This window comes from Roseobacter sp. (assembly GCF_045106495.1).
Classification (GTDB): Bacteria; Pseudomonadota; Alphaproteobacteria; order Rhodobacterales; family Rhodobacteraceae; genus Roseobacter.
The window spans coordinates 44,170-57,644 of record NZ_JBGCEQ010000029.1 but is presented as its reverse complement, the minus strand read 5'-3'; the positions used below and the strand labels follow the sequence as shown (position 1 = coordinate 57,644).

Annotated in this window: 12 protein-coding genes and 1 riboswitch; of the genes, 8 read left to right on the top strand and 4 right to left on the bottom strand. The window is 54.7% G+C overall.

Annotation, left to right across the window (positions count from 1 at the left end; all coding sequences use genetic code 11):
• The 3 genes from ftsY to AB8B75_RS17325 all read left to right on the top strand — a co-directional run.
• Positions 1-1,121: signal recognition particle-docking protein FtsY (gene ftsY, locus AB8B75_RS17335; RefSeq protein ID WP_405364065.1), on the top strand; the 1,121-nt coding region annotated here is incomplete at its 5' end.
• A gap of 46 nt (positions 1,122-1,167) precedes the next feature.
• On the top strand, positions 1,168-2,070 hold the full coding sequence (locus AB8B75_RS17330) for an EamA family transporter (protein ID WP_405364064.1): 903 nt from the start codon (positions 1,168-1,170) through the stop codon (positions 2,068-2,070).
• Between the two features lie 9 nt (positions 2,071-2,079).
• Positions 2,080-2,694, top strand: a complete 615-nt coding sequence (locus AB8B75_RS17325) for an inner membrane-spanning protein YciB (RefSeq protein ID WP_405364063.1) — start codon at positions 2,080-2,082, stop codon at positions 2,692-2,694.
• Here AB8B75_RS17325 and AB8B75_RS17320 read toward each other — a convergent pair.
• From AB8B75_RS17320 to AB8B75_RS17310, 3 genes are all read right to left on the bottom strand, one after another.
• Positions 2,691-3,416, bottom strand: a complete 726-nt coding sequence (locus AB8B75_RS17320) for a cyclic nucleotide-binding domain-containing protein (RefSeq protein ID WP_405364062.1) — start codon at positions 3,414-3,416, stop codon at positions 2,691-2,693. The two genes, AB8B75_RS17325 and AB8B75_RS17320, sit on opposite strands and share 4 nt — an antisense overlap.
• Positions 3,417-3,528: 112 nt before the next feature.
• Positions 3,529-4,233: a glutathione S-transferase N-terminal domain-containing protein gene (locus tag AB8B75_RS17315; protein WP_405364061.1), complete on the bottom strand. Its 705-nt coding sequence runs from the start codon at positions 4,231-4,233 to the stop codon at positions 3,529-3,531.
• Entirely contained in the window at positions 4,217-5,203 is a 987-nt protein-coding gene (locus AB8B75_RS17310) for an alpha/beta hydrolase (protein ID WP_405364060.1), read from the bottom strand. Before AB8B75_RS17310 ends, AB8B75_RS17315 begins: the two co-directional genes overlap by 17 nt.
• 116 nt (positions 5,204-5,319) lie before the next feature.
• Positions 5,320-5,396, top strand: a riboswitch (SAM riboswitch).
• 60 nt (positions 5,397-5,456) lie between these two features.
• On the opposite strand from AB8B75_RS17310, the gene metZ reads away from it, so the two are divergent.
• The 5 genes from metZ to AB8B75_RS17285 all read left to right on the top strand — a co-directional run bounded on the left by metZ (position 5,457) and on the right by AB8B75_RS17285 (position 11,391).
• Positions 5,457-6,638, top strand: coding sequence for an O-succinylhomoserine sulfhydrylase (metZ, locus tag AB8B75_RS17305; RefSeq protein WP_405364059.1), 1,182 nt, complete (start codon positions 5,457-5,459; stop codon positions 6,636-6,638).
• Positions 6,639-6,792: 154 nt separating this feature from the next.
• Positions 6,793-7,896 carry a GTP cyclohydrolase FolE2 gene (folE2, locus tag AB8B75_RS17300; protein ID WP_405364068.1) on the top strand — a complete coding sequence of 368 codons (1,104 nt, stop codon included), beginning with the start codon at positions 6,793-6,795 and terminating at the stop codon, positions 7,894-7,896.
• Between the two features lie 159 nt (positions 7,897-8,055).
• Positions 8,056-8,295, top strand: a complete 240-nt coding sequence (locus AB8B75_RS17295; protein ID WP_405364058.1) for a hypothetical protein — start codon at positions 8,056-8,058, stop codon at positions 8,293-8,295.
• A 17-nt stretch (positions 8,296-8,312) separates the two neighbouring features.
• Positions 8,313-9,803, top strand: a complete 1,491-nt coding sequence (locus AB8B75_RS17290) for a TrkH family potassium uptake protein (protein WP_405364057.1) — start codon at positions 8,313-8,315, stop codon at positions 9,801-9,803.
• A 1-nt stretch (position 9,804) separates the two neighbouring features.
• Positions 9,805-11,391, top strand: coding sequence for a thiamine pyrophosphate-binding protein (locus tag AB8B75_RS17285; protein ID WP_405364056.1), 1,587 nt, complete (start codon positions 9,805-9,807; stop codon positions 11,389-11,391).
• 136 nt (positions 11,392-11,527) lie between these two features.
• Here the strand turns inward: AB8B75_RS17285 and AB8B75_RS17280 are convergent, their stop codons facing one another.
• Entirely contained in the window at positions 11,528-13,330 is a 1,803-nt protein-coding gene (locus AB8B75_RS17280; protein WP_405364055.1) for a trypsin-like peptidase domain-containing protein, read from the bottom strand.
• Positions 13,331-13,475 lie beyond the last annotated feature (145 nt).

Sequence of the window (13,475 nt, the reverse complement as noted above, 5' to 3'; positions counted from 1 at the left end):
CAGAGCCAGAGCCAGAGCCAGAGCCAGAGCCAGAGCCAGAGCCAGAGCCAGAGCCAGAGCCAGAGCCAGAGCCAGAGCCAGAGCCAGAGCCAGAGCCAGAGCCAGAGCCAGAGCCAGAAGTTGTTCCGGTATCTGAAAGCGAAACTGTCGATGTTCCGGTCTCGCTGCCGCGTAGCCCTGCGCCTGTGGCGGAAGCTTTTGCCGAAGAGAATGATGAAGTGCCCGGCGCCAAGCCCGGTCTTTTGGGACGTTTGCTGGGACGCTCAAGCGCCAAAACCGTTGTACGACGCACACTTGATGACGAGATGCTGGAGCAATTGGAAGAGCTTTTGATCACCGCCGATATGGGCGTTGATACGGCCTTGAGGGTGGTCGCGAATATGGCCGAAGGCAGGGTTGGGCGAAAGCTATCCGTTCAGGAAATCAAGACGCTGATGTCAACCGAGATTGCACGCATTATGGATCCAGTGGCCAAACCGCTACCGCTTTATCCGCGCACGCCGCAGGTGGTTCTGGTGGTGGGGGTCAATGGCTCTGGAAAAACTACCACCATTGGCAAACTCGCCAGTCAGTTTCGCGCGGCGGGTAAAAAAGTGGTCATTGCTGCAGGCGATACGTTTCGCGCGGCCGCGGTAGAGCAATTGCAGGTTTGGGGTGACCGGGCTGGTGTGCCGGTCCTGACCGCGCCCGAAGGCTCGGACCCGGCCAGCCTTGCGTTTGACGCCATGGGACAGGCGCAGGCCGACGGGGCTGAACTGCTGCTGATCGATACCGCTGGACGCTTACAGAATCGGACGGATCTGATGGAAGAACTTGCCAAGATCGTGCGCGTGATCCGCAAGAAGGACGAAACTGCGCCGCACAATACGTTGCTGGTTTTGGATGCCACAACCGGTCAGAACGCGCTCAATCAAGTCAAAGTCTTTCGGGAAATCTCGGACGTGTCCGGACTGGTCATGACCAAGCTCGATGGCACGGCAAAAGGCGGTGTGCTTGTCGCTCTGGCGGATAAATTCGGACTGCCGATCCACGCAATTGGAGTGGGCGAACAAATCGACGACCTCGACGCCTTTGACCCGCAGGACTTTGCGGACGCGCTGATGGGATTAGAGGGAAAATGACTTTTGCCCCCACCCGGCTGGACGGCGATATGGCTTGGACACTTCGGTGACCGAATGGTTGATCTCCATCGAGGGAACAGAAACGGGTCATCAGGCAGCGCTCGTCTTGGCCTTGATGGCCGCACTTTTGCACGCTGTGTTCGGAGCATTACAAAAGGGCCGTCACGATCCCTGGCTTGCACGCGGCGCGATTGATTTCTGTTACCTGATCATGGCAATCCCTTTTGTGTTTTTTGTCGTGCCTTGGCCCGAAGCCCACATGTGGCCGATCTTTGCTGCCGTCTGGCTGATCCACGTTATCTACAAATTGCTTCAGGCCTGGACCTATACAAAAGGGGCCTACACCGTGGTGTACCCGGTCGTTCGGGGGACAGGGCCGCTGTTTACAGTGTTCGGGGCCTATCTTCTCTTTGGCGAGACTTTTTCAGCCACTCAGTGGGTGGGCATCGTCGTGCTACTGGCGGGCATTTTCGGGCTTGCGGTTTACAATATGATTTTTTTGATCTCGGAACGCGATACGCTCCACGCCGCGCTGGGTCTGGCCGTTCTGACGGGCCTCTTCGTGGCGCTTTACACGACCTATGACGCCTACGGCATTCGCGCCACAGCCAACCCTTTCACTTTTTTGGCGTGGTTTTTCATGATTGATGGCTTTGTGATGCCAATAATCGCAAGCGCGCGTTGGTGGCGCATGGCGGATCGGCCGACGCTTGGGCCTTTGATGGTGCGCGGATTGGTTGGTGGGCTCGTTGCGCCGCTCAGCTTTGGAGCGATTATGATGGCCACGCGCCTTGACAAGGTCGGTGAGGCCGCCGTTTTACGAGAAACCTCAACCGTTTTTGCCGCCATCATCGGGTGGTTGTTTCTGAAAGAAACCGTCGGACCGCGCAGAATTGCATTGATGGCATTGATTGCGCTGGGTGCTGTGATAGTTGAAATGGGCGGATAGGAAAGAAACATGTCAGACGCAAAACCGGTCAACCCGATTGTCAAACAAATCCTGGAGCTGGGTCCAACCGTTCTGTTTTTCCTGATCTACTTGCGGATCAAGGAAGACGTTTTTGTCATTAGCGGTACGGAGTATTCAGGCTTCATTGTCTCGGCGCTGATATTTGTTCCGATCTTGCTGGCGGCTATGGCGATCCTGTGGCGCTTGACCGGTCAACTCAGCCGGATGCAGGTATTTACGGCATTTATGGTCATTTTCTTTGGCGGCCTGACGGCCTGGTTCAATGATGAGCGGTTTTTTAAGATGAAAACCAGCATTGTATATGGGCTCTTTGCCGTTCTGCTCGGGATAGGGCTGCTGCGCGGTCAATCCTATCTGGCTTATGTCATGAACGAGATGATGCCGATGCGCGAAGAAGGCTGGATGATCCTGACACGCCGCCTTTGTGCTGTATTTGCGCTGCTGGCGCTGGCGAACGAGATCGTGTGGCGTACGATGTCGACCGATGCGTGGGTCAAGATCGAAACCTTCGGGTTTCCGGTGGCGTTGATGGCATTTTTGATGTGGCAATTCACGAGTTTGCAACATCATATGATCTCGGATGATAGCGAAGGCGACGCTTAACCTTTGCGGACGGTTCCAAGTGCTTCGATCATCTGTTTCGGAATGATATCGACACGCACGGCGTCCTTACCCATTGAATGCGCGACTTTACTGGCCAGATCGGTGGAGATAGCCGCTTCGAGCGCAAGTTTGAAACGGGTGTTTCGCGCGCACTTGCGGCGTAAATCCTCGAAACGCCACTCCAGAACCTCTGCGCCTTCTTCCAGCCAGGTTGAGGCGGAACTTGGTGCGCCAATCAGAAAGGCGATTTCACCCAGAAACAGTTTTGGCGCCAGAACAAAGGCCTGATCTCCTTTGCGCACGAGCGTCGAGCCGTCGAGTACATAATAGAGCTTGTTGCCCGCTTCGCCCTCGACAGTGACTTGTCTGTCTTCATCAACAGTATAACGTTTTGCCAATTTCATCAGTGCGCGAAAGTCGCCGGGCGGCAGACTTGGGAAATCAAAGTAGATATCTGCATGCGCGGCCGGAATGGCCCATTGCGAGTTGCGTGCGATCAAACTTGTCAGCCCGCCTAGATTGGCCAGCCCGATCAGCAGGCTGACGTAGATGGCCTCCCAAAGCGGGTTATCGGCGATCGTTGAGTAATAAATCAGATAGATACCGGTGCCTGCCAGAAGCAGAAGACGCAAAATGATCTGATTTGTGATGGCCAAGCCCGCAATATAAAAAGCGCCCGCGAGATAGACGAGGTTCTCTGCGCTTAGAACGTCTTCGAGCATGCCGGCGGAATACCTTTTAAAATCACTGGCAGAGTTGTGACGATTTATTGATTCATATGCAAAGAAAATCGAGACAGAATGTATTGCAAACCCTTCATCTTACTTGCGCATTTCATGCTTTTTTGAAGAGCTGATCCTGCGCGTCTTTGTCTTTTCGAAAGTCGGCGCGTTTTTCTGCATAGAGCGCACGACCCGCTTGAACACCTGGCCGCTCCGAAACTAAGTTCAGCCAGCGTTCCATATGCGGCTTGTCTTCGAGGGTCTGTTGTTGACCCTCCCATAGAGAGGCCCAACCCCAGATTGCCATATCGGCAATCGAATAGAAGTTCCCTGCAACGTATTCGTTCTCCGCCAATCGTCGGTCCAGGACCCCATAAAGTCGCGCTGTTTCAGCGCGGTAGCGGTCCTTGGCGTAGGGTATGTCGTTGGGGGGCTCCATAAAAGGGGCGTATTTCAGAAAATGATGCGCCTGTCCTGCCATTGGACCAAGACCGCCCATTTGCCACATCAACCATTCTGAAACAGCGATTTTTTCGCGCTCGGTCGTGCCGCCATAACTACTAGTTTTGCGCGCAAGGTACTGCAAAATCGCTCCGGATTCGAAGATAGATATCGGTGCGCCGTCCGGACCGGCATGGTCGACAATTGCGGGCATACGATTGTTGGGCGCAATCTCAAGAAAAGCAGGCGCGAATTGATCGCCAGCACCTATGTTGATGAGGTGCGTGTTGTAAGGCAGACCCATCTCTTCAAGCGCAATGGAGACTTTCCAACCGTTGGGTGTCGGCCAGAAATACAGATCAATAGGCGGGCTCATTGTCTTTTCCTTGCAAAGATGTTGCCGCCATGATGCGGTTTTTCAACTTCAAGGCAAGGGGCAGACCGGGGAAGGTGATGGGCCGAGTGGATTTGGGATGCGGCGCGAGGAAACGGGACCATCGCGGCGCGGGTCTGGTAGGAAGTATCTGTGCAAGATTGGTTTGCGAAAACGTATTCGCGCTTCGCAGAATATGCGCATAGAGCGCCATCACGCCGGGGCGCGTGTAACCAGACCAGTGGCAGATGCGTCTTTGCGGTTGAGCGATGGTCAACCCTAAGTCAGCAAAGGTTTTCAGGGTGGTCGGGCAATCCAGTTGCAGGTTGAGCGTATTGGGTGTGTCGATTCCTTGTCCGATCGCGCGGTCGTTCAATTTTGGCGCGGCAACCAAATGCTCAAATGCAAGATCAAAGAGATCGTTTTCGCGACTCGTAACATTGAACAATTCCGTCGTCAGTCCGGCGGGCGTTGACAACATGGAGCGGGCTTTGCTGGCGAAGCTTGCGCCGGTCAACAGCACCATGCGATCAATGCTGTTTGCCTTCAGATGAGCCAAGGCCGACAGCGCGATTTCCGATCCCAATGAATGCGCGATCACATGTACCGGGCGGCGCGGTTCTGCGTCCCGCACCAGCGTCACCAATGTTGCCAGCTTTTCACCTAACCGAACAGCACGCCGGTGCGCTTGCCACAAGGGTCCACGGGCATACCAACCAAATGCGATGCATAGCCCTTCGTTCTGTTGGCCTTTGGCGAAACCAAGCTGTTTGGGCCAGCCGGCATCACTGTCGTTGAAAATCTTTTTATGTGGGCAATGGTTTGGATCGTTTGGCGCGTATTTGTAGCCATGAACCATGATGACAACCGGGCCATGATCTGGTGATTGAACCGCCAGAGCGCGATGGATTGGCGTCGCGCTGCTGTGAACCTGCAAATCTTTGTCGCTTGCATTGATCCTAAGCACTGGCATGTGCCGCCCTTTCTACAAGATGTGGTAGCTGGTCTGTCTCAAAGGCATACGACGGGGGCATGAAATAATTGTTACAGCACCGTGACGGTGTTGACGCGCAACACCCTTTGTCTTAACCGTTCGCCTGTGGAGATTTGTTACCGGATTGCGGGCCACGTTAAACATTCCGCTAAAAGGTCACCGATGAGGAAACCCCGTCGCGTTGACCGCGTCTGGGGTTTTTTTGTGCCCGATTGGGCTGGAGATTAAGAATATGACACGCGACCTGAAACCACGTACCAAAGCCATTCACAGCGGTACCCGCCGCAGCCAATACGGCGAAGTTTCTGAAGCAATTTTTCTTACGCAGGGCTTTGTCTACGAGACTGCCGAGGACGCAGAAGCGCGGTTCGTGGAAGCAGGGCCGGATGAATTCATTTACGCGCGATATGGCAATCCCACTGTGGCCATGTTCGAGGATCGGATTGCGGCGCTGGAGGGAGCGGAGGATACCTTTGCCACCGCTTCGGGCATGGCAGCGGTTTCGGGGGCGTTGATGTCCTTGCTCAAGGCAGGAGACCACGTGGTGTCAGCCCGCGCGTTGTTTGGATCCTGCCTTTACGTGCTCGAAGAAGTGCTGACGGGTTTTGGGGTCGAGGTCACCTTTGTCGATGGCACGGATCTGGCTGCATGGGAGGCGGCTATTCGAGAGGACACAGTGGCCGTCTTTTTCGAATCTATTTCTAATCCTACGTTGCAGGTGGTCGACATTGCCGGGGTTTCGGCACTTGCCCACGCAAAAGGTGCTCAGGTTGTGGTCGATAACGTGTTTGCGACGCCAGTTTGGTCCAAGGCGTTTGAACAGGGTGCTGATGTCGTCATTTATTCGGCGACCAAACACATCGACGGGCAGGGCCGTGCGTTGGGCGGGGTGATCCTGGGCAGCCGGGAATTCATTCGCAAAACGGTTGAGCCCTATATGAAGCACACCGGTGGTTCGATGAGCCCGTTCACCGCCTGGGTTATGCTCAAAGGGCTGGAAACGCTGGACTTGCGCGTGCGCGCACAGACGGCGAATGCGACGGCGATCGCGGATGCCTTAAAGGGTCACGCGAAGCTGTCGCGGGTCATTTATCCAGGTCTTAAGGATCATCCCCAGCATGGGCTGGTTCAGCGCCAAATGGCGCAGGGCGGCACGGTATTATCCATTGATCTGGCGGGCGAAAAACCGGCTGCATTCCGGTTTCTCAACGCCTTGAAGATCGGTGTGATCTCAAACAATCTTGGTGACGCAAAGACCATTATGACCCACCCGGCGACGACAACGCACCAAAGGTTGCCGCAGGATCAGAAAGATGCTCTGGGCATCAGCGACGGGCTGGTCAGAATTAGCGTCGGGATTGAGGATACATCGGATCTCATCGCCGATATTTCAAACGCGCTGGACACTGCCTGACGGGGTTGGCCCGGTGTGCCTCGGTTTTTTGCTGTTGCAGCGATTTAGCAATTAATGATCCTGTTGCAGTAACTTGACGTATCTGTGAGAGAGGTTGGTCAAAGCAGGGACAAGCCCTATCTTCAATTAAGCAGTCGTCATGAGGGACATAGCGATGAACATCCACACACCCATATTTGATGCCACTCCAGATCGGGACGAGGCAGCCGCAGCGCTGTCTGTACTCCGCGATTGGGCCAAAGGTGCGTCGACCGCAGAAATTCTGGAACTCGATCCCTCGGTGGTGAGCTTGATGCCCGGCAGCGATATCGACACCTATCCGGCCTTCTCGCGGGAATACCCCGAAGGCTTTGTAAGCAACCAAGAGTACAAAGAAACTCTGCCGGACCTGCAAAACGGACCCTCCAGCCTGATCAAAGGGGCCAAGCAACAGATCCAGCATGTTGGAATTTCGAACTTTCGCCTGCCGATCCGGTTCCAGACCCGCGACAACGGCGATTTGACTCTCGAATCCTCCATTACCGGGACGGTTAGTCTTGAGGCCGACAAAAAAGGCATCAACATGTCGCGCATCATGCGATCATTTTACAAGCATGCCGAAGAAACATTCAGCTTCGAGGTGATTGAAGCGGCGCTAGACGATTACATTGATGATCTGGAGAGTTTTGACGCGCGGATCCAGATGCGGTTTAGTTTTCCAATGAAAGTAGACAGCTTACGGTCTGGGCTGTCCGGGTATCAATATTACGACATTGCTTTGGAATTGGTGGAAACAAGCGGTGTGCGAAAAAAGATTATGCATCTCGACTATGTATACTCTTCAACGTGCCCTTGTTCGTTAGAGCTGTCCGAGCATGCACGCGCGACACGTGGGCAGTTGGCTACACCCCACTCTCAACGCTCAGTCGCGCGCGTCTCAGTCGAGGTTGATACGGACGCCGGTTGCTTGTGGTTTGAGGATCTGATTGAGGCCTGCCGCCGCGCTGTGCCAACCGAAACGCAAGTGATGGTCAAACGCGAGGATGAACAAGCCTTTGCGGAACTCAATGCTGCAAACCCGATTTTCGTCGAGGACGCTGCCCGCCTCTTTTGCGAGCAAATGCAATCAGATGTGCGTGTCGGTGACTTTCGGGTAATCGCAAGTCATCAGGAGAGCCTGCACAGCCATGATGCGGTCAGCGTGCTTTTTGAGGGTGATACTTTCGCGTCAGAAAGCATAGACCCAAAGATGTTCAACACGCTTTTCCACGTTGGCTAGGCTGCAACAGGCGCGCTATTCGACGGGCTGACGCTTCGCGACACATGATCTTTTTGCAAATACCTGGTTAGCGGCTATGCAAAAGTTGCAATTCTAAAATTCCTTGATTGCGACTATGTTGTGGTCAGGGAGGAGACCAACAATTAGTTAGGATCTCCAATGGCTTATCAACCTACTCATTTCGAAAGCGAAAAGGCCGGCTTCCTATCTGCGGCCTTCGGTGCAATTTCCGGATTTTTTGTTTCGCTGGGACGTGCCTTGGCAACGTCCAGTGCGTATACCGTGCGGGTGCAGAATTTTCAGGCGCTTCATGCGAAATCTGACGCGGAACTCAAAGCGCTTGGCATTAAGCGCGAGGACATCGTTCACCACGTTTTCCAGGATCTATACTACGCCTGACGACAACCGGGCGCGGCATGCGCTTGACAGTGGCGCGGCGCACAGCCAACCCTGCGTCCATGTTGGACCTACGCCCTGTTGGATATGTGATCGGACTGCTTGTGGCCGTGCTCGGGGTGGCGATGTTCCTGCCGATGCTGGTGGACATTGCCGAGGGGCGAGATCACTGGCCGGTCTTCATCCAGTCGGCTTTGATCACGATCCTGTCTGGCGGCCTGATTGCGCTGGCATGCGCCAACGGCGTCAAGGAAGGCCTGACGATTCAGCAAACCTTCTTGTTGACCACGGGGGTTTGGGTCGCGTTGCCGCTATTTGGCGCCTTGCCCTTCGTTTTGGGCGATACGGATGCGCGATTCGTTGACGCATTCTTCGAGGCCATGTCCGGGCTTACGACCACCGGATCAACCGTGTTCGCCGGCTTGCAAGATTTGCCAAAAGGCCTTCTGTTGTGGCGGGGCATTCTTCAGTGGTTGGGCGGTATCGGGATCATCGTTGTCGCAATGGTGTTCCTGCCGGAATTGCGGGTCGGAGGCATGCAGATCTTCCGATCCGAAGGTTTCGACACCATGGGCAAGATCTTGCCCCGTGCCGGACAGATAGCCAGCCAAATCTCGAGTATTTACCTCGGTTTGACAATGGTGTGCGCCCTGAGCTACCTGGCGCTTGGTATGAATGCGTTTGACGCTACGGTGCATGCCCTCACTACTATTTCGACGGGCGGTTTTGCGAACTACGACGACTCCTTTGGCGTCTACAAAGGCAATATTGAAGTTGCCGCAACGCTTTTTATGGTGCTCTCGGCCTTGCCATTCGTGCGCTACGTTCAGCTTTTGAACGGGCAGTACACGCCACTTTGGCAAGACAGTCAGGTGAGGACTTTTGTCATCACGCTAACAGTCATTGTCACGGCGGTGTCCGTTGCATTGATTCAGCTTTTTCCGCTTGAGTGGGGGGCATCCGCGCGCTCCGCTCTTTTTAATGTCACCTCGATCATGACCGGCACTGGTTATGCTTCAGCCGATTATATGCAATGGGGCCCCTTGCTGATCGCAATGTTCTTTTTCATGGGATTGATTGGCGGCTGTGCCGGATCTACCACCTGCTCGATCAAGATTTTCCGGTATCAACTGCTGTTCGCGTCGATCAAAATGCAATTGCGCCGGATCAGATCCCCCAATGGCGTTTTTGTGGTGCGTTACGACAAACGCCCCGTCAGCGAAGATGTCCTGAGCTCTGTGATCTCATTCTTCATGTTTTTCATCGTCACCCTTGGCCTTTTGGCCGTGGCGCTGAGCTTGACCGGATTGGATTTTATCACGTCGCTTTCCGGCGCAGCAACGGCGCTTTCAAATGTTGGTCCCGGGCTAGGGCCGGAAATCGGGCCCGCGGGCAATTTTTCTGGTCTGAATGATACGGCAAAGTGGTTGCTGACGGCGGGTATGCTGCTTGGACGACTGGAGCTTTTGGCGGTCTACGCCATCCTGACGGTGCAATTCTGGAGAAACTAACATGCAAAAACCGCTGGGCACTCAGATATCCCATATGCTGAAGGAACGGGGTGTCGACGTCATTTTTGGTATTCCTGGCGTACATAACCAAGAGTTGTATCGCGGAATAGAAGAGGCGGGAATCACCCATGTATTGGCGCGCCATGAACAGGGCGCAGGTTTCATGGCAGATGGCTATGCGCGGGCTACGGGCAATCCCGGTGTGGCTTATGTCATCACAGGGCCGGGCCTGTGCAATATCATGACGCCGATGGGGCAAGCGTATTCGGATTCCGTACCATTGCTGGTGATATCATCCTGCCTTGATGAAACGGCCGCAAAAAAAGGACAACTTCATCAGATGAAAGACCAGCGCGCTGCCGCAGAAACGGTTTGCGACTGGTCATTTGAGGCGAAATCAGCGGCGGCTGCGTATGGGCTGATCAATCGCGCCTTTGCCGAATTTCAAACCAAAAGCCCGCTGCCAAAGCACATCCAGGTTCCCATCGCAGTATTGGAAGCAAAGACGGAAGCTGCACCAAAGGCGATAAACCACCTGAAGCGGATAGGGGTGCTACCCGAAGACGTGATCATCGCGGCAGAAAAGCTGACCCATTCAAAACGTCCACTTTTCATTCTGGGAGGTGGCGCCGCAGAGGCCGCCTCCGAAGCCCGTGCTTTGCTTGCCTCACTTGGGGCCGCTTCCTACGTCACATTTGCAGGAAGTGGTATTGCCGATCTGGACGATCCGCTGTGTTACGGTGCGATGCTCAGTGTTACCTCATCTGTTGATGAGCTGAAAAAGGCAGATCTTGTAGTCTGCGTCGGGACCGATCTGGCGGAAGTGGACCACTATCGTGAAGTTCTAGGACATCAGGCACCAGCGATTCATGTCAACCTTGATCCGGCGGTCTTGAGCCGTGCTGCTGCTGGTGACACTACGCATCTCGCAGATGCGTCGGCTTGGTTCGCGGCTGTAAACCAAACGCTCAAGGGACATCAGACGGCGACTGATTGGACCGAGCAGGAGGTGGCCGAAGCCCGAGCCCGCGGCCTAGCGGAAATGGATGCTATTTACCCAGGCATCGGCTTGGTCTGCGCTGCGCTGCGCGCGGCTGTTCCTGCTGAAACGATGATCTATTCCGACATGACGCAAATTGCCTATATGGCCAAGGTTGTCTGGGACATGGATCGTCCCGGTCATTGGCATCATCCTTGCGGATTCGGCACCCTGGGGTATGCGACGCCGGCTGCGATCGGTGGCGCCGTTGCCCGGCGCGGTCTGCCGACGATGGCAATAATCGGCGACTATGCTTTTCACTATACGATGCAGGAGCTCGGCGTTGCGGTGGAGTTGGGTTTGAGCCTGCCCATTATCTTGTGGGACAACGGCAAGCTGAAGGAAATCGAAGACAGCATGATCCGCTCGCAGATCGCTCCAAATGCAGTCATCGCCCGCAACCCGGATTTCTGCAAACTGGCAGAGGCATTTGGCGCCAAAGCCGAAGCGCCAAATACGCTTGAAAAGTTGCAAGAGGTTGTCAAAAGAGCTTTCGTTTCGGAGGGCCCAACGCTGATTTACGTTACACCGACGATCACGGCTCAGTAGCGGAGCCCCGTCAAATTACAGGACTGCGCCTATGGGTTTTCTACAATGGCTTCAAAGGTCATGTGCGATTGAATAACAGGTTGCTTCTAAACAACCGCTTACATCGCGTTGATTTCATCGCTAGCTAATCGCGCGTTCAGTCCCAGCAACTGACCAATACTGTCATAGCCAGAGCGCGTTGGGTAATATCCTCGGGGGCCAGCTTTTCGGTGCTGCCGCCGCTACCCGGGATCAGGCTGACGCTTTCCATCGCCTTGGCAATGGCCGAACCTGTCAGGGCGAAGCTCACTTCTTTTGGCAATTGGCGGGTCCCACTGTTCTTTGGCAATAGCATGCCCAAGACATTGCCACTGTCATCAAAAACAGGGCCACCGGCATCACCGGGCAGACTGTTCAACGCCAGTCGGCTGAGGTCCTGTTCGCCGCTCAGGCCGCGCAGATCGGCCAATGTACCAAACGTCATCGATGGAGCCTCCAGAATTCCTTCGTAGGAATAACCCGAGACTGCGACTTCGGATTGCAGACGTGGTGCCAAAGCACTGAACCGTGCGATTTGCGCTGGCACCAGGTCAGTCGTGGGTGTCAGAAAAGCAACGCCAAGATCTCCATCGACGAAAGCTATGTTTGCATCGGTTTCTTCGTCCAGTGTGATACGTCCGCAGCTTTTAACGGCTTCGGCCGTCGTAACAACAGATCCATTGCCATCCACAAAAAAGCCAGAGCGCGAAATGCTTGGTTGACGTACCTGCAAACCGGCGAGCAGATCGACGCGCTGCTGCGCGTCGGCACCGACTTCGGGGTTTAGCACACCGGGCAACCGGGTGAAACTGGCCTGCATTTCATCCAGCAGGCGTTGTCGGCGTGGTTCATCGCCTGTTGGCCAGATCAGCGTGAAACCTTTGATTTGATTATTCTCCAAGCTCACACGTGTGTCGCTGACGATCTGCGCGTTGCGACCGGTCAGGCTGAAACTTGTCCTTTGCAAACTGCGCGGCCCGTCCAGAGGGACGACTTCCAGCGTTTGCATAACGTTGTAAAGGCTGCTCAAAGTATTTACATCGCCCGGCTGGCTGATCAGCAAAACGCCTGCCTGAGTGCCATCGGTGGCGCTGAACTGCGCAAAAGGGGCCTCATACCGCTCAAGTGCGAGCTTTTTGGTTGGCAGCATGATCTCGATGCCAGTTTGAGTGTCTGCAACGGGCCGCAACCCCAAGCCTTGTAGAACCGCGTCATAATCTTGAATGAGTGCTGCACGTTGCGCAGTTGTCAGAATGCCGGTTGGCTCGAACCCTCTGGAAAGCTGCCAGTTGGTCATCGAATTACGCGTTCCGCGGCCAAAAGAACCATCAATCGCTGAATTGTAAAACCCGGCCCATTGCAGTGCGGTCTGGATCTTAAGGCGTTCTTCGCGTGTCAGGTTGCGTTCGCTTTGACGGGCTTGGCTCGGGGTTTCATCAGCTAGCACAGAGGGTGACTGGGGCTGTTGTATCAAACCTTGAATGGTCAGGCCTGGACTTTCGCTGTCGGGTATTTCTGGCACCACTTCGGCGTTTTGTTCGGGCGGTGCGAGAGCCGCTTCCTGCGCTCTGGGCTGCTGGAACAGATTTGTTTCTGCCGGAAAGAACTGTTGTGCCAGTGACGCGCTGGAAACAATATAGCTGTCGCGCGGGATCAGGCCGTCGTTTCTGTAGACTTGTAGAACTTGCTCGGCATCGGCCGCAGTGTAGGGACCAAGGACAATACCATACCATCCATTGCCCAAGGCAAACCCGTTCACGTCGTCCAACGCGCGGGCATAGACCTGCGCGCGCTGCAAGCCGTCTTGAGGATTTGGCTGGGCTTCGATTTGCACCCATACGACCGGGTCTTGGGACTGCGCCCGAACCACTTGAGTCGCGACCAGCAAAACCGCAACAAAAACCACAAATAACCGAGTCATCGATACCTTTGCCTTTGCAAAAAAATAGCCAGCCTAATTAATCAGGAAAAACTAGCCATTACCATATGGGATTGGTAGGATTTATCCGGTTCTGTGCAATTGACGCTTCCAGCACACACACGTAGGAAAGGCGCGAATGAGCAGC